Genomic DNA, 16,856 nt, shown 5'->3' on the forward strand with positions numbered 1-16,856 from the left:
TTTATTCCACTTTTTTAGGGGCTGCATCAGGTCTAAAGAAAGAATTTAGACCAACTATTTTCAAAATAAGTGGGGAACTTTGAAAATAATTCTTCATACAGCTTTTCGCAAAGCTTGGATTTTATCCAAAACCAGCTTTAAATTTACTTAGCATATTTGCCAAGAGGCTAAATTTACTTATATCTATAAGTGATCCTGCCCTTATCTAGGCTATATGGCGTAAGTTCTACTTTTACGCGGTCGCCAGGCATTATCTTTATATAATGCATTCTCATTTTTCCGGCGATATGACATAAAATTATATGTTTGTTGTCAAGCTCAACTTTAAAAGTTGCATTTGGCAGTGCTTCAACAACGTTTCCATCAATTTCAATGACATCGTCTTTTGCCACAAACTCTCCTTTCCTTAAATTTTTACTATAAATTTTTATGCTTGGCTTAAAATTTCAGCTTTACCATTAACTATCGCCATGCAATGCTCATAATGGCTAGTTCTCAAACCATCTTTTGAAGTTACTCTCCAGTTATCGCTTCCCAAAACTGGAGTGCCATCTTTTTGACAGATCATCGGCTCTATACAAAATACCATTCCCTCTTTTATCTTTGGTCCGGCTTTTGGATTATGCCCCTCAAGATAGTTTGGAATTTCTGGCTCTTCGTGTGGCCTTTTGCCTATGCCGTGACCACAATACCCACGCAAAGGCACATAGCCTCTACCTAGTATAAATTTCTCAAGCTCGTAGCAAATTTCTTTAAAATGCATACCAGCTCTTATGAAATCTATCGCAAAATATAGTGCATCTTTTGAGCAAGCGATCAAAGCCTCATCTTCTTTTGAAATTTTACCGACCCCAAAAGTCCTAGCCGAATCACCAAAATAACCATCTAAATTTGAGCCGATATCAACGCTAACGATATCACCCTCTTTTAGTTTGTATTCATTTGGGATTCCGTGGATCACCACTTCATTGACGCTTATGCAAGCCGCATTTGGAAAGCCATAAAGACCTTTAAAAGCAGGTTTTGCCCCAGCAGCCCTTATCATATCTTCACAAATCTTATCTATCTCAAGAAGTGAAATTCCAGGTTTTATGATCGTAGAAACGTGATCAAGAGTTCGAGCGACGATCTTGTTCGCCGCTCTCATTTTCTCTATCTCAGCTGGTCTTTTAAGCGTGATAGCCATTTTATAGACCTACTGCGCTTAGAGTTTGGTATTTGTTTGTGTAAGACTGAGCTTCTATACGCCTCATCGTATCAAGTGCTACTGAAACCACGATAAGTACTGACGTGCCACCAAAATAAAATGGAACACCCATAGTCTTTACAAGGACCCAAGGCAGTGTTGAAATGATACCCAAGTATAAAGCACCACCTAAAGTTAGCCTTCCAGCTACTTCATTTAGATAACTAGCCGTACTCTCACCTGGTCTAACGCCTGGGATAAATCCGCCTTGTTTCTTTAAATTTTCGCTTATATCTTTTGTGTTAAACACGATCGATGCGTAGAAAAACGCAAAGAAGATGATAAACAAAAATGTTAAAAAGTTAAACATATAGCCATTTGGACTTAAAAAGTCGTTGATAGCTTGGATGATCGGATTTGTACTAGCTTGTAAAATAGTACTAGGAAACATCAAAATCGCACTAGCAAATATCGGTGGGATAACGCCACTTAAATTTACTTTGATCGGTATATAGTTCATTATACGTTTGTTTTGATTTTCCATTATCACTTTTCTTGAGTAAGAAATAGGGATACGCCTTTCACCCATCTCAACAAATATAATAGCACCAATGGTAGCTAAAATAATCGCTAAAATAGCGATGACTGTTAGGAAATTCATCTCAGAAGTATTTACTAAATTTATAGTTCCGCCGATCGCACTAGGTATGCCAGAAACGATACCAGCAAAGATGATAAGACTTATACCATTGCCTATGCCTCGCTGTGTGATCTGCTCACCTATCCACATAAGTAGCATAGTTCCAGTTAGCATAGATACAGCAGAGATTGCGATAAATAAATTTATATCTATCATGATAGCTTGTTCGCCACCGCGTCCGCTTAAGCTTTGAAGTCCGATAGAAACACCGATTGATTGTACAAGAGTGATGACAATGGTTGCATAGCGTATAATTTGCATATATTTTTGCATACCGTCACGCTCTTTTTTCATCTGACCTAATTTCGGAAATGTTGCTGCTAAAAGCTCCATAATGATCGAAGCTGTAATGTAAGGCATGATACCTAAAGAGATAATACTTAAACGCTCAGCAGCTTTACCACTAAACATATTAAACAGACCCAAGGCATTACTATTGTTTGAATTGAAGAATTCTTTAATTACGTCGACATTAACACCAGGAACTGGCACATAAGCCAGTATCCTGTATGCGAACAAAAATGCCAACGTGATTAAAATCTTGTTGGTCAGTGTTTTATCCATTATTTTGTTCCGCTAACGCTAACGTTCTCGTCTTTGATCTTTGAAGCAAGAGCTTTTGCGCTTGCACCGATTAGTTTTATCTTAGTAACGCTCTTTGAAATTTTATGAACGCTAGCTATTGTTGCGATTGAAATTTCCGCAAGCTCTTTTATAGCTGCGATCTTTTCAACATTGATAACATAAGGTTTTTCAAATTTAGAAGTAAAACCTACTTTTGGAAGACGTCTTTGAAGTGGTTGCTGTCCGCCCTCAAAACCTCTTTTCTCATTGTAGCCTTTTCTTGCTCTTTGACCTTTGTTACCTTTGCCAGCAGTTTTGCCATTACCGCTACCTTGACCACGGCCTATTCTTTTAGTTGCATGAGTTGAACCTGCAGCAGGTGTTAATTTTTCTAATGCCATCTTAACTCCTTTCTCTTAGCTTTTTAGCAAACTAAGTGCTTTTATAGTAGCACGAACGACATTTGCTGAGTTGTTTGAGCCAAGTGATTTAGTAAGGATATCCTTAATACCTGCAAGCTCGATAATAGGGCGTGCACTACCACCAGCGATAACACCAGTACCCTCGCTAGCTGGGCGAAGTAGCATTCTACTTGCGTTATATTTTACCTCTACGTCATGAGGAATAGTTGTGCCTTTGATCTTAACGTGGATAATATTTTTAAATGCGTCGTCAATTGCTTTTCTCATCGCATCTGGTACCTCTTTAGCTTTACCATAGCCAAAGCCAACTAGACCATTTCTATTACCAACAACAACTAAAGCTGTAAATCTAAATCTACGACCACCTTTAACAACCTTTGTAACCCGACCGATATCGACGATTACTTCTTCAAATTCTTCTCTATTATATTTTTCCATCGATTTTCCTTTGGGTTATAGCTTGATGCCATTTTCTCTTAAAGCTTCAGCAAATGCTGCGATAACGCCATGGTATAAATAACCATTCCTATCAAAAACTGCAACATCTATATTCTTAGCTTTTAAAGCCTTAGCAAATTCTTTAGCTAAAGTGACCGCACCTTCTTTATTTGCTTTTATGCCTAATTTTCTACCATCAACCGCAGCTAGTGTAGTAGCTGTAATGTCGTCAATCGCTTGAACATAGATAGTTCTATTTGATTTGAAAATAGAAACTCTTGGGCAAGTTGCAACACCAGAAATTTTACCTCTGATTCTTCTTTTTCTCTTAATTCTAAGAGCGATTTTTCTTTTTAGTACTTTTGCTGTCATTTACCGCCCCTTACTTCTTAGATGTCTTGCCCGCTTTGCGGATGATACGTTCTTCTATGTATTTAACGCCCTTGCCTTTGTATGGCTCAGGTGGTCTAAATCCTCTAACTTGAGCAGCCACTTGGCCTACTACTTGTTTGTCGTCACCTTTAATAGTAATAACGTTTTTCTCAACGCTAGCTTCAACGCCTGCTGGTAGCTCATAGTTGATAAGGTGTGAAAAACCAAGAGAAAGCTCTAAAATTTTACCTTTTGCAGCTGCTTTGTAACCAACGCCGTTGATCTCAAGCTGGCGAGTGAAGCCTGCTGTGATACCAGTTACGATGTTGTTAGCAAGCGCTCTATATGTTCCCCAGTAAGCTCTGCTTTGGCGATCTTCGCCTTTTGGAGCAAAAACTATATGACCATTTTCTATCTTGACATCAACATGACCTTTTGTGTCAAGCTCTTTTATATGATTGCCCTTTTTAAATTTTAGGACATTATTTTCAACACTAACGTCTACACCACTTGGGATAGCGATAGGCTGTTTTCCAATACGTGACATTTTTTTCCTTTACTTGTCTAGGGTGTTCCTACATTTACGAATAAACACCACAATGCCGTAAATTTTATCGTCAAATTTGACGAAACCTTCATTTGAATTTCTAAATTTAGCTTGGCAAAATCTAAATTTTACCAAGCTAAAAATTTAACCTTAAAATCATAAGATTAAATAGCGTTTAATGCAGTTTATTACCAAACTGTACAAAGAACTTCGCCGCCAACGCCAGCTTTACTTGCTTCAATACCGCTCATAACGCCTTTGCTTGTGCTAACGATAACTGTTCCGTAACCATTTTTAAAACGCTTAATGTCGTCTTTGCCTTGATAAACACGGCGACCAGGTTTTGAAACTCTTTTAAGCTCGTTTATAACGCTTCTGCCGTACTCATCATACTTTAAAACTACGTTTATAAATTTCTTGTTACCTTCTTCGATAACGTTGTAGCTCTCTACATAGCCTTTTGCTGCAAGGATAGAAAGAGTAGCCTCAACAACCTTAGAATGAAGCAATTTAGCAGTCTCAAGTCTTCTCATACTTGCATTTCTAATGCGTGTTAATCCATCTGATATTAAATCGTTCAACATTTCTCTTCCTTACCAACTTGCTTTTTTAAGACCAGGTATTAGGCCTTCGTTAGCCATTTTTCTTAGGCAAACACGGCAAATTCCAAAATCTTTATAAACAGAGTGCGGGCGACCGCAAATTTGGCATCTAGTATAGCCGCGAACCGCAAATTTTGGCTTGCGTGCAGCTTTTGCTATCATTGATTTCTTTGCCATTTTACTTTCCTTTTGCAAACGGCACACCAAATAGCTCTAGCAATTTGAATGCCTCTTTATCATTTTTAGCCGTAGTAGCAATCGTAATATTCATACCATGAGTTCGTAAAATTTTATCATACTCAACCTCTGGAAACATTAGCTGCTCGCTAAGACCAAAGTTATAGTTTCCACGTCCGTCAAAGCCATTTTTTGGAAGACCACGGAAGTCTTTAACTCTTGGAAGAGCAACGCTGATTAGCTTATCTAAGAAAGCATACATTTGCTCTTTTCTCAAAGTTACTTTGATACCAACAGGGAAACCCTCGCGAACTTTAAAGCCAGCAACTGATTTTTTAGCATCAGTGATAACCGCCTTTTGTCCAGCGATAAGTGAAATGGTATCAGCCATATTTTGAAGCACTTTCTGATCTTTCGCAGAGTCTCCAGCACCTACACTGATCACGATCTTCTCGAGCGCAGGGATAAGCATTGGATTTTTGATGTCAAATTCTTTTACGAGAGCTGGCTTGATAGTTTCGTTAAATTTATCTTTTAATCTACTCATATCTCTTATCCTTCAACTTTCGCGACGTTTGATATGTCAATTGGCATCTCTTTATTTACGTGACCACCATTTGGAGTTTTTTCGCTTGGTTTGATAGCTTTTTTAGCTATTTTGCATCCCTCAACTATAACCTGACCTTTTTTTGCAAGAACTGCTAAAATTTTACCAGTTTTGCCTTTATCGTCACCAGCGATGATCTTAACATTATCGCCTTTTTTGACTTTAAATTTTACATTAGCCATTATAAAACCTCCGGAGCTAGCGAAACAATCTTCATAAAGTTAGCATATCTAACTTCACGTCCAACTGGTCCAAAAATACGAGTGCCGACTGGCTCTTTTTTGCTATCAAGTATAACAGCCGCATTCTCGTCAAAGCGGATTAGCGAACCATTATCTCTTTGAACCTCTTTTTTAGTTCTTACAACAACAGCTTTTACAACCTGTCCTTTTTTGATCTTGCCATTTGGAAGAGCTTTTTTAACAGAACAAACTATGATATCACCAAGTGTAGCGTATCTTCTTTTGCTGCCGCCAAGAACTTTTATACACATTAACTCTTTTGCACCACTATTATCAGCAACTGCAAGTCTTGTAAAACTTTGAATCATTACTCAACTCCCTTTGCCAATACAGCTTTTAAGCGAAAATTCTTGCGAGCTGAAAGTGGTCTGCACTCGATCGCAACAACTGTATCGCCTGCTCTTGTCTCATTTTTCTCATCGTGAACTAAATATTTTTTAAAGCGTTTTACAAATTTATGGTATCTTGGGTGCATAACGCGTCTTTCTACCAAAATAGTAGCTGTTTTATCTCCAGCTTTTTGTAAAACAACACCTTGAATTTCTCTTTTTAATGCCATTTTACGCCCCTTGTCTTGTTGCACTAATTGCAGTGTTGATCTGAGCTATCTCTTTGCGAATAGCACTAATCTCATTAGGGTTGCTTAACTGCATAGTTTTTAGCTTTTGTCTTAAAGTAAATAAAAGCACCTTTTTCTCTTTTAGCAACGCGTTTAATTCTGCAACGCTCTTATCTTTTAACTCAGTATATTTCATTTTCACTCTCTCGCGTTACAAATTTTGATTTGAAAGGAAGTTTGTGTAAAGCCAAAGTTAGAGCTTCACGAGCTAACTCTTCGCTAACACCAGCCATTTCAAATATTATACGACCAGGTTTGATATTCATAACCCACTCTTCAACTCCAGCCTTACCTTTACCCATACGAGTTTGTAGAGGTTTTTTAGTAAGTGGCTTATCAGGGAAAACCCTAATCCAAATTTTAGCCTGTCTCTTTACGTGACGGGTTAGAGCTTGACGAGCAGCTTCTATTTGGCGTGAATTTATTCTACCAGCCTCAACAGCCTTAAGTGCAAATTCGCCAGTTGCTAAAGATGCTCCACGAGTCGCATAACCACGGTTGCGACCTTTCATTTGCTTACGAAATTTCGTTCTTTTAGGCATCAACATAATTATTTACCTCTTCTTGCTCTACGTGTTTTCTTAGGTGCTTCTTCTTCAGTTTTCTCAGGTTGAACACCTTTTTGAAGAACCTCACCTTTAAAAATCCATACTTTAATACCTATGTTTCCATAAGTCGTATGAGCCTCAGCTACACCGTAATCGATCTTTGCTCTAAGAGTATGAAGCGGAACGCGACCTTCTAGATACCACTCGGTTCTTGCCATCTCAGCGCCACCTAAACGACCAGCAACTGAAATTTTGATACCTTTAGCGCCTGATTTTTGAGCACCTTGGATAACTTTTTTCATAGCACGTCTAAATGCGACACGCTTTTCAAGTTGCATAGCTACGTTTTCAGCAGCAAGTTGAGCTGAAGCTTGAGCTTTTCTTTCTTCTTTGATATTTACATTTACTTCTTTACCGATAAGTTTGCTAACTTCGTTCTTTAGGTTTTCAACATCTTGACCTTTTTTGCCGATGATGATACCAGGACGAGCTGCAACTACGGTTACACGAAGTTTTTTAGCCGTTCTTTCGATTAGAATTTGGCTAATTCCTGCATAGTAAAGTTTTTTCTTTAAAAATGCACGAATTTTGTAATCTTCACCGATATTTTCAGGAAGACTTTGTTTGGTTGGAAACCATCTAGATTCCCAGTTGCGGTTAATTCCTAGTCTAAGACCTATTGGATTTACTTTTTGTCCCATATTATGCTTCCTTCTTTTCAGGTTTAGATACTTCTACCATTACATGAGAAGTAGGTTTGCGAATTTTGCTCGCTGTTCCTCTTGCTCTTGGTCTAAATCTCTTTAATACAGGACCAGCGTCAACGCGGCAACTAGTTACTACAACCTCTTCTGGCTCAAATCCGCCATTTGCTACTGCTGAGCTAATAGCGTTTGCTATAAATTTAGCACCACGATTTGGCATAAATTGCAAGCTTGCAAGCGCTAGCTCGGCATTCATGCCTTGAACTTCTCTTGCTATAAGTCTTGCTTTTGTAGGAGAAAGTCTTACGAATTTTATAATTGCTTTACTCATCTTATCTCCCCTTACTTGCCGATTTTCTTTTGCACTGAGCCTTTGTGACCCTTAAATGTGCGTGTTGGAGCAAATTCGCCAAGTTTATAGCCTATATGATTTTCTGTAACATATACAGGAATAAAGCTCTTGCCATTATGAACGTTAAATGTTAGTCCAATCATTTCAGGTACAATCGTGCTACGTCTTGACCAAGTCTTGATTGGTTTGTTATCGTTTGCATTTTTTGCGGCAATAACTTTTTTCATTACATGATCATCTACGAAAGGACCTTTTTTGAGTGATCTTGCCATCTCTATTTTCCTTTCCTTCTTGAAATTATAAGCTTATCGCTAGCTTTTTTACGGCGAGTCTTAGCACCTTTAGTTGGTTTACCCCATGGAGTAACTGGGTGACGGCCTGAATTTTTCTTACCTTCACCACCACCGTGTGGGTGATCAACTGGGTTCATAGCAGAACCACGTGTTTGTGGGCGGATACCGCGGTGGCGATTACGTCCAGCTTTACCGATAGTGATGTTAGCCCAGTCTTCGTTGCCAACTACACCGATACTTGCCATACACTCAGCTAGTACTTGTCTCATCTCGCCACTTGGCATTCTTAAGATAACATACTTCTCTTCTTTACCCATTAGCTGAGCATAACCACCAGCTGAACGAGCTATCTGAGCGCCTTTGCCAGGTTTTAGCTCAACGTTATGAACGATAGTACCAACTGGGATAAATCTTAATTTCATAGCGTTGCCTGGTTTAATATCTAGTGAGCCCTCATCGATAGATGCGATAACGTCGCCAACATTTAGGCCGTTTGGTCTAATGATGTAGCGCTTTTCGCCATCTTTGTAAGCTATAAGAGCGATACGGCAGTTTCTGTTTGGATCGTACTCGATCGCTTCAACTTTACCTTCTATACCAAATTTGCGACGTTTAAAGTCGATGATACGATAAAGTTTTTTTGCACCTGCTTCTTTATGTCTTGAAGTTATACGACCATTGTTATTTCTACCGCCAGATGCAGGTATTTTAACAAGCAAGCTTCTAACGCTTGGTTTAGCTGTTATATCTTCAGAGCTTAGTCCAGTCATATATCTACGACTAGGTGTATATGGTTTATATGATTTTATAGCCATCTTACGCCTCCGTATTTTCTAGGCTTACGCCTTCAGGTAACTTAACGTAGAATTTCTTTATCTCGTCACGCTGACCTGCTCTTCCTCTAAAACGCTTAACCTTGCCGCTAATTCTAAGTGAATTTACGCGAACAGGCGTTACTCCAAAATACTCTTGTAAAACCGCTTTTAAGCTGTTTTTTGTAACTCTTGGTGAAGTTTGGATAACAACAACGCCTTGTTCTTGAAGGCCTAGAGTTTTTTCTGTATAAATAATTGTTTTGATATCAGTTATATCCGCCATTTTAGCCCTCTTTTGTTATAGTTTTTAGTGCAGCTTTTTCAATGATAACCGAACTAAATGTAGAGACAAGATAAGCATTTACCTCATTTGCATCTACTACATAGCAGTTTGCTAAATTTCTAAAAGCAAGTAGTGTTTTATCGTCTAGTAAATCTTTAACGATAAGCGCGTCTTTTACTTTTAAATTTTTGATGATATTAGCTGCATCTTTTGTCTTTCCAGACTCGATTGAGATGCTATCTACTGCGAAAATTTTACCATCTTGTGCTTTTACTGCCAAAGCGTACTCAAGAGCTAGTCTTTTTTGTTTTTTATTGACTTTTTGAAAATAGTTTTTCTCGTTTGTTGGACCAAATGCAACTGCACCGCCTACCCAAACGTTAGTTCTAGTTGAACCCGCTCTTGCACCACCACGTCCTTTTTGTCTCCATGGTTTTTTACCACCACCGCTTACAAAAGCACGACTTTTAGTATGAGCCGTATTTGCTCTTATACCAGCAAGGTAAGATTTTACATAAAGATATAGGTTGTGCGGATTTACTTCAGCGTAGCTTGCAGGAAGCTCTAGCTCGCCTGAATTTTCAAATTTATCGTTTAATACGTGAATTTTACTCATTTTACAATCCTTATTTTACCCATTGCACCATTGTGACCAGGAACGCAACCTTTTACAACTACGATGCCATTTTGAGCGTCAAAGCTTATTAGCTCGTTTTTAACAGTAACTTTCTCATTACCCATGTGTCCTGCCATTTTCATACCTGGTTGAACACGACCTGGCCATTCGCAGTTACCGATTGAACCGTGGCGTCTGTGGAAACGTGAGCCGTGGCTTTTTGGACCACCACCGAAACCATGTCTTTTTACCACACCTTGATAGCCTCTACCTTTTGAGTTAAAGCTAACTTTTAAAATTTTAGCCTCGTTTAATGGTGTAAAGTCTAGGTTTCCAGCTTCGCTATTAGCTACTTCAAGCGTAGCAAATTTGTTAAATTCTGCAGTCAGATTATATTTTTTTTGCTGACCAGCGATAGCTTTGTTGTTTGCTTTAGTGTGGGCATACGCTACGATAGCACGTTTGTTTTCGTCGATCTCACATACTTTAGCCTCAACTAGCTTAAGTAGTGTAACTGGCGTACTCTTCGTGGCAATCGTTCTACTCATGCCTATTTTTTCTACAATATATTCCATACTCTTATCCTTTTGTCCGCTTATTTCATCGCACGAACTTCGACATTAACTTCTGGAGCTAGGTCGAGTTTTGTTAGGCTATCTACAGTTTCTGGAGTAGCAGCTACGATGTCAAGCATACGAGCGTGTATTCTCATCTCAAACTGCTCACGTGAGTCTTTGTTGATGTGTGGAGATTTTAAGACTGTATAGCGTTTGATCTTTGTAGGCATTGGTACCGGGCCACGAACGTCGGCACCTGTTCGTTTGACAGCTTCTACGATTGCTGCAACAGTGCGGTCTAGAACTCTATGGTCGTAAGCTTTTAGCTTTAACCTGATTCTTTCCATGTGTTTTCCTTTAAAAAGAACTTGTCGCAAACTCGCGACCTCTTTACATCAAAATAACTCGCATAGGATCAAGCGATCGTACGAGCAAAGACGCTTGTCTTTTCGTAAAGAGAACGCGATTTTACAAAAAAGCTATTATAGTTGTCAAGAAAAACGCTATTTTTTGTTGAATTTTGATTAATTATTTCCTTTTGATAAGGAAACTTTTATAAATTTAGAGGAAAATTTGAAGCTAGAAATTTAAATTTTATCTTTGATAAATTTGAGTGGGATTACCCGAACACAAATTTGGCTCGGGTAAAATTTGGATTATTTTAGCAATTCATACATATCGCAAGCTTCTTGTAAATCTTTTTTTACGTCAGAATCATTCTTCTTTATAAGCTCGCAAGTTTTCTTATAGTATTGTGCAGCTTCGTCATTTTCGTGATCATATTTATAAAGAATTGTAGCTATATCATTGCACGCATACGGATATCCGTCGTCGCAAGACTTGTCATAATACTCTCTACTTTTTTCTCCATCTTCGCGCACTTTTCTAAAACTATATACATCGTACCCTCTAAAATACATCTCTCCTAATCTATAATACAACTCATCAAGCTTGCCGTCATAAGCCGTGTTGAATAATTCAAAAGCTTTTTTATCGTCTTTCTCAACGCCTAGCCCTTCAAGATACATATATCCTAGGTAAAAGTAAGCCTCTCTAACATTAGACTTATCCTCTTTTTTAACGTTGTCTTTTTTGCAAGCTTTTTCAAGGAAAAATTTTGCTTTTATATAATCCCTAGGAATATTATCGCGAGAGCCAAAATCTCTACCAAAAAGATATCTTTCGCCATAACTAAGACAAGTATAGACACTTCCGCCCTCGCACTTTTTTTTATTCTCTGAAAAATTTTCTTCTCCTGCAAATACTAAATTTGCCAAAACCACCAAAACTAAAATAGCTTTTTTCATTTTTATCCTTTGAAATTATTTTTGCACCCAATGCGCCAAACACGCAAACATAAGTATTACTACAAGCAATAAGCCTATCAAGATAGGAACCCCTATCTTTTCATCTAGTTTATCGCGGCAAGTTATCACTTTATGAATGATATAACCGACGACTATAATAACTACAATGCTTAAGCACGAAACTTTTCCGTCTAATATATTTGTAGCTATACCGCCGATAATACCGCTAAAATCGACAAAGAAACCTGAACGAAAGCTTCATTTTTTTTGTCATCTTTTACGTTTCGTGTTTCGCCATCTTTCTTGCCATCCTCTCCGCCTTTTTGGGTAGAGGCTTCGTTTTCATTGACTGAATTGTCCGACACATTGCTCCCTTAAAATAAATTTAACACATTCTATCCCCTTCCTACTTAAAAATCATTAAATTTGTCCTTGTTTTTTGGCGCCAAATTTTAATTACTTTCCTTTTTACAAGGAAACTTCGCTATAATTTTCCAAATTTTAAAGGCTAAAAATGCAAACTCTAAACGCGCTTTATCAAAATCCGCCAAAAAACATCAAATTTATAAATAGAAAATTTGAGATCACCGCACCCAAAACGCTGATAAAAGGCGGCATAGGAAGCGGCAAAACCTCGCTCGTAGCGGGCTTTTTATCGGCATTTGAGAGCAAAGAGTATTTATATGTAAATTTAGGCGACCTTCGCATAGACGCGGATGATATTTTGTCAAATTTGCCCGAGTTTTTACGCCAAAATCCTCAGATAAAAATTCTAGCGATCGATGATTTCGAGCAGAGATTTTGGGATAAATTTGAGCCTATTTTGGAGCTAAATTTACAAAATTTTATCGTCGCTTCGCGGTTTCAAGACGCAAATTTAAATGGCTTTAGCGAGCTAAATTTGGATTTTCTAGACTACGAGGAGTTTATCGCCTTTTTTTCGAAAAAGATCGATCCAGAAACGCTTTTTAGCCACTTTTTGCTTCACGGCAGGAGCCCGGCATCAGCATTTTGCGACGCCGAAAACGTCGCGGCAAATCTACAAACCGCGCTAAAATCCTCACTCTCCGCCACACAGATGGCCGTACTAAAAGAGTGCACGAAAGCTCAAGCGCAAAACGTGAGCGTTTTTGAGATTTTTAGCACGCTAAAATCCACCCGCAAAATCTCAAAAGATAGCGTTTACGGCGCGCTTAGCGAGCTAGAAAATATGAGCGCGGTTAGCCTGGTAGAAAAATTTAACGAGCCAAACGCCGCGAAGAGACTTTATTTTAACGACTTTGCGTTTAAAAGCGCTCTAAGCCTAAAAAAGGACTTCACTAAAAATTTTAACAACACTGTTTTTTGCGAGTTGCTTAAATTTAAAGATGAAATCTACTATACAAAAGATATAGATTTTTTCCTTACTAAAAGGAAGCTTGCAATAATTTGCATACCATTTTCCGCACCCGAAATAATCTTTTTAAAATTTAAAAAAATCCACGCAAACTTAAAAGAGCTAGGCGTTAGCAAGCTTCAAGTTATTAGCGTCGCAAACCAAGCAGAGTTAAGTTTAGAGGGCATAAAATGCGAAATTTTGCCATTTTCTAGGTGGAGTCTAGGTTTATAAATTTAAACCTTTATTTGATTATTGTTTTAAAAGCTTAAAGTAAAGAAGCTATAATCAACAAAACTATGAAGGACGGACATGAGAGCATTTATTGGGATTTTTATACTTATAGTAAGCCTATTTGGCTATGAGATAAATCACGAAAACTGGGCAAAATTTTATAAATTTATTGGTGAGGCAAATGGTATAAAATTTGAAGTTTATATGAACTATTTTAAAGATGAATTTGAAAATTTCAAGCAAAGCAAGAGCTTTAAAGTGCCGGCCAAGATAAGCGGACATATCTTTTTTGATGGTACAAAATATGACTACGAAAAAGGTAATCTTGAGCAAAATAGCAGTGAAATTTTATCGCTAAATGCTGTATCTGATAAGATAAATTTAGACGTTAAAAATGAAAATGGCGAGTTAAAGGGCAAAATAATCGTTAAAAACAAAGCCTATAATGCGACTATCAAAAAAGAAAAAGAGTATGAAATGCTAAATATTGGCATCCAAATGATCGAAGCAAATGGCACGAGATACGAAGCTATAATTAACGATATATTTGCCAAAGAATCGGCTAAAAAAAATAAAAATAAATTACTCTCGACACTTTATGACCTAAAAAGTGAGCGTAAAAAATGGCCAAATAACCAATTTGAGAGCCTAGATAACATCTACTATATAAATGACAAAATAAAAAGCATCTGCACCTATAAAAATAACAAAACTAGCTGCGATGTCGTCTTACTTAAAACCAACAAAAAGCTAAAGTTAAAGCAGATTTTTAAAGATATAAACGACCCTCATCTAAAAGCAATCCTCGCAACAGCAGGCGTTAGCGAAAATTTTGTACTTTCGCCGCTTGGGCTTACCTTTTTAAATGAGGAGCAAATTAGCGTACCACTTGATGAACTAAGACCTTACTTTAGCGATGAAATCGGACTTTAATGGCAAAAATTTGTGGCATAGATGAGGCTGGGCGTGGGGCTTTAGCTGGGCCTTTAAGCGTAGCGGCCTGCGTGCTTAATAAAGGAATTCCAGGCCTAAACGACTCCAAAAAACTAACCGCAAAAAAGCGTGAGGAGCTTTTTAAAGAGATTATAAAAAGCTCAAATTTTCTCATCATCTACTTCTCAAATGCACAAATAGACGAACTTGGGCTAAGTGAGTGCTTAAGACGAGCGCTCAAAATTTTTAAGGCGCATTTTGAGGGTTTTGAGATCATTTATGATGGAAATTTAGACTATGGCGTTGGTATCACAACGATGATAAAAGCTGACGGCAAAGTCGCTGGGGTAAGTGCTGCTAGCATATTAGCAAAGGTTAGCCGCGATAGTTTAATGAAAGGCTGGGATAAAATTTACTCAAAGTATGGCTTTGCTGGGCACAAAGGATATGGCACAAAGGCACATTTAGATGCTATTGCTAAGTTTGGCTATTCAAGCCTTCATAGAAAAAGCTTTGTAGTAAAGTCTTTTGAAAAATCTCTATTTGACTAAGATTAATTATCTAAGCATCAAATAGATGCTTAGATAACGTCCTTTTTAATGGCAGCCACAACCGCAACTACCGCTACTTTTAATAGCATCAAATACAGCATCGTAGTTTGGCTCTTCTGTCACTTCAGGGACGATTTGTTTGTGAATTATTACGCCATCATTGATGACAAATATCGCTCTTGCAAGTAGTCCTTTTAGTGGGCCATCGCTCATTAAAACGCCATAGTTTTTAGCAAATTCTCCGTATCTAAAGTCACTTCCTACACGTAAATTTTCTATGCCTTCAGTCGTGCAAAATCTCCCCATCGCAAATGGTAAATCATTTGAGATGATGCTAAGTTTTACACCATGTTTGCCAGCTACTTTTTCGTTAAATTTACGAGCCTCTGCTGCGCAAACGCCAGTATCAAGTGATGGCAAGCAAACAAGTACTTCTACACCATTATTTCCACCTATGCTAAACTCGCTAAGATCTTGCGCTACGACTTTTGCTTCAGGTGCATAAGAGCCTACAAATACCTCGTTTCCACTTAAATTTACCTCACTACCTTTAAATTTTGTAGTTGCCATATCTATCTCCTTTATTATTTTTTTGCTTTTTTGAATGCTTGATCAAGATCTGCTATTAGATCATCAGCGTTTTCGATACCGATTGCTAGGCGAAGCAAGTTTTGCTTTATACCAATCTTATCTAGCACCTCTTTTGGATACGCCTCATGCGTCATCGTCGCAGGCCTGCAGATAAGGCTTTCTACGCCACCAAGGCTCACTGCTAGATCAAAAATTTCTAGTGATTTTACAAATTTATTTACATCATATTTTTCATCTAACTCAAATGAGATAAGTGCACCAATGTCGCTTGCTTGAGCTGCTTGCATCTTTGCCTCTTGCTCGCTATATGAGCCGGCAAAATACACCACGCTAACTGCGTCATTATTCTGCAAAAATTTAATTATTTTATGAGTATTTTGCGTTTGTCTATCAAACCTAACGCTAAGCGTTTTAAGCCCACGTATTAGGTAGTATGCGTCCATCGGGCTTATGATGCCACCAAGTGTGTTTTTAGCAAATTTTATCTTCTCAGCCAAAGCATCATCGTTTAGCGTGACGATACCAGCGATCACATCAGCGTGTCCGCCGATATACTTTGTAGCGCTATAAACCACGATATCAGCTCCATGATCAAGTACTCTTTGATAATAAGGCGTTAAAAATGTGTTATCCACGATGACTAGAGCGCCTTTTTTGTGAGCGATCTTTGAAATTCTAGCGATATCTGTCACTCTTAAGAGAGGATTTGACGGAGTTTCGATAAATATCGCCGCCACATCGTCACTTATATCATCTTCGCTTAAAAAATTTAGATCATCTATAAATTCGCTCTTTATGCCGTGGCTTTCAAAAACGGTTGTAACATACCTATAAGTGCCGCCATAGACGTTGCTATTTAGTAGGACCTTTTGCCCTGTTTTTATAAGGCTAAGTGCCGCCGCTGTTGCTGCCATGCCTGAGCCAAAGCTAAATGCGTATTTGCTGCCTTCAACCTTTGCAAAAATTTCATCAAATGCTTTTTTGGTTGGGTTACTACCACGCGAATATGCAAATTCTTGAAAATTTTCAAGATCATCTTGCACAAACGTACTTGCTAAAAAAACAGGCGGAATGACAGCTTTATTTGGATTATTTTTAGCTTCAATGCCTTTTACGATCAAGGTGTCAAGTTTCATAAATTTCCTTTTAAAATTTTATGAAATCTTACATAATAAAGATTAATCTTCCCCAAACCCACCCAAAACGTAGCTAAATCAGTAA

30 protein-coding genes are annotated in these 16,856 nt (G+C 38.0%); 3 read left to right on the forward strand and 27 right to left on the reverse strand.

Going from position 1 to position 16,856, the window contains the following annotated elements:
* Positions 1-173: 173 nt before the first annotated feature.
* From infA to B9N66_RS09700, 25 genes are all read right to left on the reverse strand, one after another.
* A complete protein-coding gene (infA, locus tag B9N66_RS06695) occupies positions 174-392 on the reverse strand; it encodes a translation initiation factor IF-1 (RefSeq protein ID WP_002848031.1) in 219 nt (72 codons plus the stop codon).
* Positions 393-427: 35 nt separating this feature from the next.
* Positions 428-1,186, reverse strand: coding sequence for a type I methionyl aminopeptidase (gene map / locus B9N66_RS06700; RefSeq protein ID WP_087580422.1), 759 nt, complete (start codon positions 1,184-1,186; stop codon positions 428-430).
* A 1-nt stretch (position 1,187) separates the two neighbouring features.
* Positions 1,188-2,450 (reverse strand): preprotein translocase subunit SecY, encoded by a 1,263-nt coding sequence (secY, locus tag B9N66_RS06705; protein WP_072595225.1) that lies wholly within the window; start codon positions 2,448-2,450, stop codon positions 1,188-1,190.
* Positions 2,450-2,851, reverse strand: a complete 402-nt coding sequence (gene rplO, locus B9N66_RS06710; RefSeq protein ID WP_021089212.1) for a 50S ribosomal protein L15 — start codon at positions 2,849-2,851, stop codon at positions 2,450-2,452. The genes secY and rplO overlap by 1 nt, the downstream gene beginning before the upstream one ends.
* Before the next feature lie 15 nt (positions 2,852-2,866).
* Positions 2,867-3,310 carry a 30S ribosomal protein S5 gene (rpsE, locus tag B9N66_RS06715; RefSeq protein ID WP_002941646.1) on the reverse strand — a complete coding sequence of 148 codons (444 nt, stop codon included), beginning with the start codon at positions 3,308-3,310 and terminating at the stop codon, positions 2,867-2,869.
* A gap of 15 nt (positions 3,311-3,325) precedes the next feature.
* Entirely contained in the window at positions 3,326-3,682 is a 357-nt protein-coding gene (rplR, locus tag B9N66_RS06720) for a 50S ribosomal protein L18 (RefSeq protein WP_087580423.1), read from the reverse strand.
* 10 nt (positions 3,683-3,692) lie between these two features.
* Positions 3,693-4,229 carry a 50S ribosomal protein L6 gene (rplF, locus tag B9N66_RS06725; protein WP_087580424.1) on the reverse strand — a complete coding sequence of 179 codons (537 nt, stop codon included), beginning with the start codon at positions 4,227-4,229 and terminating at the stop codon, positions 3,693-3,695.
* 188 nt (positions 4,230-4,417) lie between these two features.
* Positions 4,418-4,813 (reverse strand): 30S ribosomal protein S8, encoded by a 396-nt coding sequence (gene rpsH, locus B9N66_RS06730; protein WP_009295261.1) that lies wholly within the window; start codon positions 4,811-4,813, stop codon positions 4,418-4,420.
* Positions 4,814-4,822: 9 nt separating this feature from the next.
* Complete coding sequence (locus tag B9N66_RS06735) at positions 4,823-5,008, reverse strand: type Z 30S ribosomal protein S14 (protein WP_002941532.1); 186 nt, start codon at positions 5,006-5,008, stop codon at positions 4,823-4,825.
* 1 nt (position 5,009) lies between these two features.
* Positions 5,010-5,555 (reverse strand): 50S ribosomal protein L5, encoded by a 546-nt coding sequence (gene rplE, locus B9N66_RS06740; protein WP_002941643.1) that lies wholly within the window; start codon positions 5,553-5,555, stop codon positions 5,010-5,012.
* A gap of 5 nt (positions 5,556-5,560) precedes the next feature.
* The gene (rplX, locus tag B9N66_RS06745) at positions 5,561-5,797 is read right to left on the reverse strand and encodes a 50S ribosomal protein L24 (RefSeq protein ID WP_087580425.1); all 237 of its coding nucleotides are present in this window, start codon (positions 5,795-5,797) and stop codon (positions 5,561-5,563) included.
* Complete coding sequence (gene rplN / locus B9N66_RS06750; RefSeq protein WP_021091075.1) at positions 5,797-6,165, reverse strand: 50S ribosomal protein L14; 369 nt, start codon at positions 6,163-6,165, stop codon at positions 5,797-5,799. The genes rplX and rplN overlap by 1 nt, the downstream gene beginning before the upstream one ends.
* Positions 6,165-6,416, reverse strand: coding sequence for a 30S ribosomal protein S17 (gene rpsQ, locus B9N66_RS06755; protein WP_021091107.1), 252 nt, complete (start codon positions 6,414-6,416; stop codon positions 6,165-6,167). Before rpsQ ends, rplN begins: the two co-directional genes overlap by 1 nt.
* 1 nt (position 6,417) lies before the next feature.
* The gene (gene rpmC, locus B9N66_RS06760; RefSeq protein WP_087578020.1) at positions 6,418-6,612 is read right to left on the reverse strand and encodes a 50S ribosomal protein L29; all 195 of its coding nucleotides are present in this window, start codon (positions 6,610-6,612) and stop codon (positions 6,418-6,420) included.
* Positions 6,599-7,024 (reverse strand): 50S ribosomal protein L16, encoded by a 426-nt coding sequence (gene rplP, locus B9N66_RS06765; protein WP_021091116.1) that lies wholly within the window; start codon positions 7,022-7,024, stop codon positions 6,599-6,601. Before rplP ends, rpmC begins: the two co-directional genes overlap by 14 nt.
* A gap of 2 nt (positions 7,025-7,026) precedes the next feature.
* Positions 7,027-7,725 (reverse strand): 30S ribosomal protein S3, encoded by a 699-nt coding sequence (gene rpsC, locus B9N66_RS06770; protein WP_002941650.1) that lies wholly within the window; start codon positions 7,723-7,725, stop codon positions 7,027-7,029.
* Between the two features lies 1 nt (position 7,726).
* A complete protein-coding gene (rplV, locus tag B9N66_RS06775; RefSeq protein WP_009295259.1) occupies positions 7,727-8,059 on the reverse strand; it encodes a 50S ribosomal protein L22 in 333 nt (110 codons plus the stop codon).
* Positions 8,060-8,070: 11 nt separating this feature from the next.
* On the reverse strand, positions 8,071-8,352 hold the full coding sequence (gene rpsS / locus B9N66_RS06780; RefSeq protein ID WP_002941639.1) for a 30S ribosomal protein S19: 282 nt from the start codon (positions 8,350-8,352) through the stop codon (positions 8,071-8,073).
* 2 nt (positions 8,353-8,354) lie between these two features.
* The gene (gene rplB, locus B9N66_RS06785) at positions 8,355-9,188 is read right to left on the reverse strand and encodes a 50S ribosomal protein L2 (RefSeq protein ID WP_021091121.1); all 834 of its coding nucleotides are present in this window, start codon (positions 9,186-9,188) and stop codon (positions 8,355-8,357) included.
* 1 nt (position 9,189) lies between these two features.
* The gene (locus B9N66_RS06790) at positions 9,190-9,471 is read right to left on the reverse strand and encodes a 50S ribosomal protein L23 (protein WP_002941535.1); all 282 of its coding nucleotides are present in this window, start codon (positions 9,469-9,471) and stop codon (positions 9,190-9,192) included.
* A 1-nt stretch (position 9,472) separates the two neighbouring features.
* Positions 9,473-10,087 carry a 50S ribosomal protein L4 gene (gene rplD / locus B9N66_RS06795; RefSeq protein ID WP_021092445.1) on the reverse strand — a complete coding sequence of 205 codons (615 nt, stop codon included), beginning with the start codon at positions 10,085-10,087 and terminating at the stop codon, positions 9,473-9,475.
* Positions 10,084-10,662, reverse strand: coding sequence for a 50S ribosomal protein L3 (gene rplC, locus B9N66_RS06800; RefSeq protein ID WP_087580426.1), 579 nt, complete (start codon positions 10,660-10,662; stop codon positions 10,084-10,086). Before rplC ends, rplD begins: the two co-directional genes overlap by 4 nt.
* A 20-nt stretch (positions 10,663-10,682) precedes the next feature.
* Positions 10,683-10,991: a 30S ribosomal protein S10 gene (gene rpsJ, locus B9N66_RS06805; RefSeq protein WP_009295257.1), complete on the reverse strand. Its 309-nt coding sequence runs from the start codon at positions 10,989-10,991 to the stop codon at positions 10,683-10,685.
* A 309-nt stretch (positions 10,992-11,300) separates the two neighbouring features.
* Positions 11,301-11,951: a tetratricopeptide repeat protein gene (locus B9N66_RS06810; RefSeq protein WP_087580427.1), complete on the reverse strand. Its 651-nt coding sequence runs from the start codon at positions 11,949-11,951 to the stop codon at positions 11,301-11,303.
* A 206-nt stretch (positions 11,952-12,157) separates the two neighbouring features.
* Entirely contained in the window at positions 12,158-12,316 is a 159-nt protein-coding gene (locus B9N66_RS09700) for a hypothetical protein (RefSeq protein WP_180382079.1), read from the reverse strand.
* 149 nt (positions 12,317-12,465) lie between these two features.
* Here B9N66_RS09700 and B9N66_RS06815 point away from each other — a divergent pair, with 149 nt between their 5' ends.
* The 3 genes from B9N66_RS06815 (at position 12,466) to B9N66_RS06825 (ending at position 15,044) form a co-directional block, all read left to right on the forward strand.
* Complete coding sequence (locus tag B9N66_RS06815) at positions 12,466-13,560, forward strand: ATP-binding protein (RefSeq protein ID WP_087580428.1); 1,095 nt, start codon at positions 12,466-12,468, stop codon at positions 13,558-13,560.
* A 78-nt stretch (positions 13,561-13,638) separates the two neighbouring features.
* Positions 13,639-14,493 carry an S-adenosylmethionine tRNA ribosyltransferase gene (locus B9N66_RS06820; protein ID WP_087580429.1) on the forward strand — a complete coding sequence of 285 codons (855 nt, stop codon included), beginning with the start codon at positions 13,639-13,641 and terminating at the stop codon, positions 14,491-14,493.
* On the forward strand, positions 14,493-15,044 hold the full coding sequence (locus tag B9N66_RS06825) for a ribonuclease HII (RefSeq protein ID WP_087580430.1): 552 nt from the start codon (positions 14,493-14,495) through the stop codon (positions 15,042-15,044). Before B9N66_RS06820 ends, B9N66_RS06825 begins: the two co-directional genes overlap by 1 nt.
* Positions 15,045-15,089: 45 nt before the next feature.
* On the opposite strand, the gene tpx is transcribed toward B9N66_RS06825, so the two are convergent.
* Both tpx and B9N66_RS06835 read right to left on the reverse strand, forming a co-directional pair.
* Positions 15,090-15,614 (reverse strand): thiol peroxidase, encoded by a 525-nt coding sequence (tpx, locus tag B9N66_RS06830; protein ID WP_087580431.1) that lies wholly within the window; start codon positions 15,612-15,614, stop codon positions 15,090-15,092.
* A gap of 14 nt (positions 15,615-15,628) precedes the next feature.
* Positions 15,629-16,771 carry a trans-sulfuration enzyme family protein gene (locus B9N66_RS06835; protein ID WP_087580432.1) on the reverse strand — a complete coding sequence of 381 codons (1,143 nt, stop codon included), beginning with the start codon at positions 16,769-16,771 and terminating at the stop codon, positions 15,629-15,631.
* Positions 16,772-16,856 lie beyond the last annotated feature (85 nt).

Source organism: Campylobacter concisus (genome assembly GCF_002165775.1).
GTDB classification, from domain to species: Bacteria; Campylobacterota; Campylobacteria; order Campylobacterales; family Campylobacteraceae; genus Campylobacter_A; species Campylobacter_A concisus_E.

Excerpts from the sequence above, each read along its gene's own strand:
- map (WP_087580422.1), bottom strand. The coding sequence starts at position 1,186 with ATGGCTATCACGCTTAAAAGACCAGCTGAGATAGAGAAAATGAGAGCG.
- secY (WP_072595225.1), bottom strand. The coding sequence starts at position 2,450 with ATGGATAAAACACTGACCAACAAGATTTTAATCACGTTGGCATTTTTG.
- rplO (WP_021089212.1), bottom strand. The coding sequence starts at position 2,851 with ATGGCATTAGAAAAATTAACACCTGCTGCAGGTTCAACTCATGCAACT.
- rpsE (WP_002941646.1), bottom strand. The coding sequence starts at position 3,310 with ATGGAAAAATATAATAGAGAAGAATTTGAAGAAGTAATCGTCGATATC.
- rplR (WP_087580423.1), bottom strand. The coding sequence starts at position 3,682 with ATGACAGCAAAAGTACTAAAAAGAAAAATCGCTCTTAGAATTAAGAGA.
- rplF (WP_087580424.1), bottom strand. The coding sequence starts at position 4,229 with ATGTCACGTATTGGAAAACAGCCTATCGCTATCCCAAGTGGTGTAGAC.
- rpsH (WP_009295261.1), bottom strand. The coding sequence starts at position 4,813 with ATGTTGAACGATTTAATATCAGATGGATTAACACGCATTAGAAATGCA.
- B9N66_RS06735 (WP_002941532.1), bottom strand. The coding sequence starts at position 5,008 with ATGGCAAAGAAATCAATGATAGCAAAAGCTGCACGCAAGCCAAAATTT.
- rplE (WP_002941643.1), bottom strand. The coding sequence starts at position 5,555 with ATGAGTAGATTAAAAGATAAATTTAACGAAACTATCAAGCCAGCTCTC.
- rplX (WP_087580425.1), bottom strand. The coding sequence starts at position 5,797 with ATGGCTAATGTAAAATTTAAAGTCAAAAAAGGCGATAATGTTAAGATC.
- rplN (WP_021091075.1), bottom strand. The coding sequence starts at position 6,165 with ATGATTCAAAGTTTTACAAGACTTGCAGTTGCTGATAATAGTGGTGCA.
- rpsQ (WP_021091107.1), bottom strand. The coding sequence starts at position 6,416 with ATGGCATTAAAAAGAGAAATTCAAGGTGTTGTTTTACAAAAAGCTGGA.
- rpmC (WP_087578020.1), bottom strand. The coding sequence starts at position 6,612 with ATGAAATATACTGAGTTAAAAGATAAGAGCGTTGCAGAATTAAACGCG.
- rplP (WP_021091116.1), bottom strand. The coding sequence starts at position 7,024 with ATGTTGATGCCTAAAAGAACGAAATTTCGTAAGCAAATGAAAGGTCGC.
- rpsC (WP_002941650.1), bottom strand. The coding sequence starts at position 7,725 with ATGGGACAAAAAGTAAATCCAATAGGTCTTAGACTAGGAATTAACCGC.
- rplV (WP_009295259.1), bottom strand. The coding sequence starts at position 8,059 with ATGAGTAAAGCAATTATAAAATTCGTAAGACTTTCTCCTACAAAAGCA.
- rpsS (WP_002941639.1), bottom strand. The coding sequence starts at position 8,352 with ATGGCAAGATCACTCAAAAAAGGTCCTTTCGTAGATGATCATGTAATG.
- rplB (WP_021091121.1), bottom strand. The coding sequence starts at position 9,188 with ATGGCTATAAAATCATATAAACCATATACACCTAGTCGTAGATATATG.
- B9N66_RS06790 (WP_002941535.1), bottom strand. The coding sequence starts at position 9,471 with ATGGCGGATATAACTGATATCAAAACAATTATTTATACAGAAAAAACT.
- rplD (WP_021092445.1), bottom strand. The coding sequence starts at position 10,087 with ATGAGTAAAATTCACGTATTAAACGATAAATTTGAAAATTCAGGCGAG.
- rplC (WP_087580426.1), bottom strand. The coding sequence starts at position 10,662 with ATGGAATATATTGTAGAAAAAATAGGCATGAGTAGAACGATTGCCACG.
- rpsJ (WP_009295257.1), bottom strand. The coding sequence starts at position 10,991 with ATGGAAAGAATCAGGTTAAAGCTAAAAGCTTACGACCATAGAGTTCTA.
- B9N66_RS06810 (WP_087580427.1), bottom strand. The coding sequence starts at position 11,951 with ATGAAAAAAGCTATTTTAGTTTTGGTGGTTTTGGCAAATTTAGTATTT.
- B9N66_RS06815 (WP_087580428.1), top strand. The coding sequence starts at position 12,466 with ATGCAAACTCTAAACGCGCTTTATCAAAATCCGCCAAAAAACATCAAA.
- B9N66_RS06820 (WP_087580429.1), top strand. The coding sequence starts at position 13,639 with ATGAGAGCATTTATTGGGATTTTTATACTTATAGTAAGCCTATTTGGC.
- B9N66_RS06825 (WP_087580430.1), top strand. The coding sequence starts at position 14,493 with ATGGCAAAAATTTGTGGCATAGATGAGGCTGGGCGTGGGGCTTTAGCT.
- tpx (WP_087580431.1), bottom strand. The coding sequence starts at position 15,614 with ATGGCAACTACAAAATTTAAAGGTAGTGAGGTAAATTTAAGTGGAAAC.
- B9N66_RS06835 (WP_087580432.1), bottom strand. The coding sequence starts at position 16,771 with ATGAAACTTGACACCTTGATCGTAAAAGGCATTGAAGCTAAAAATAAT.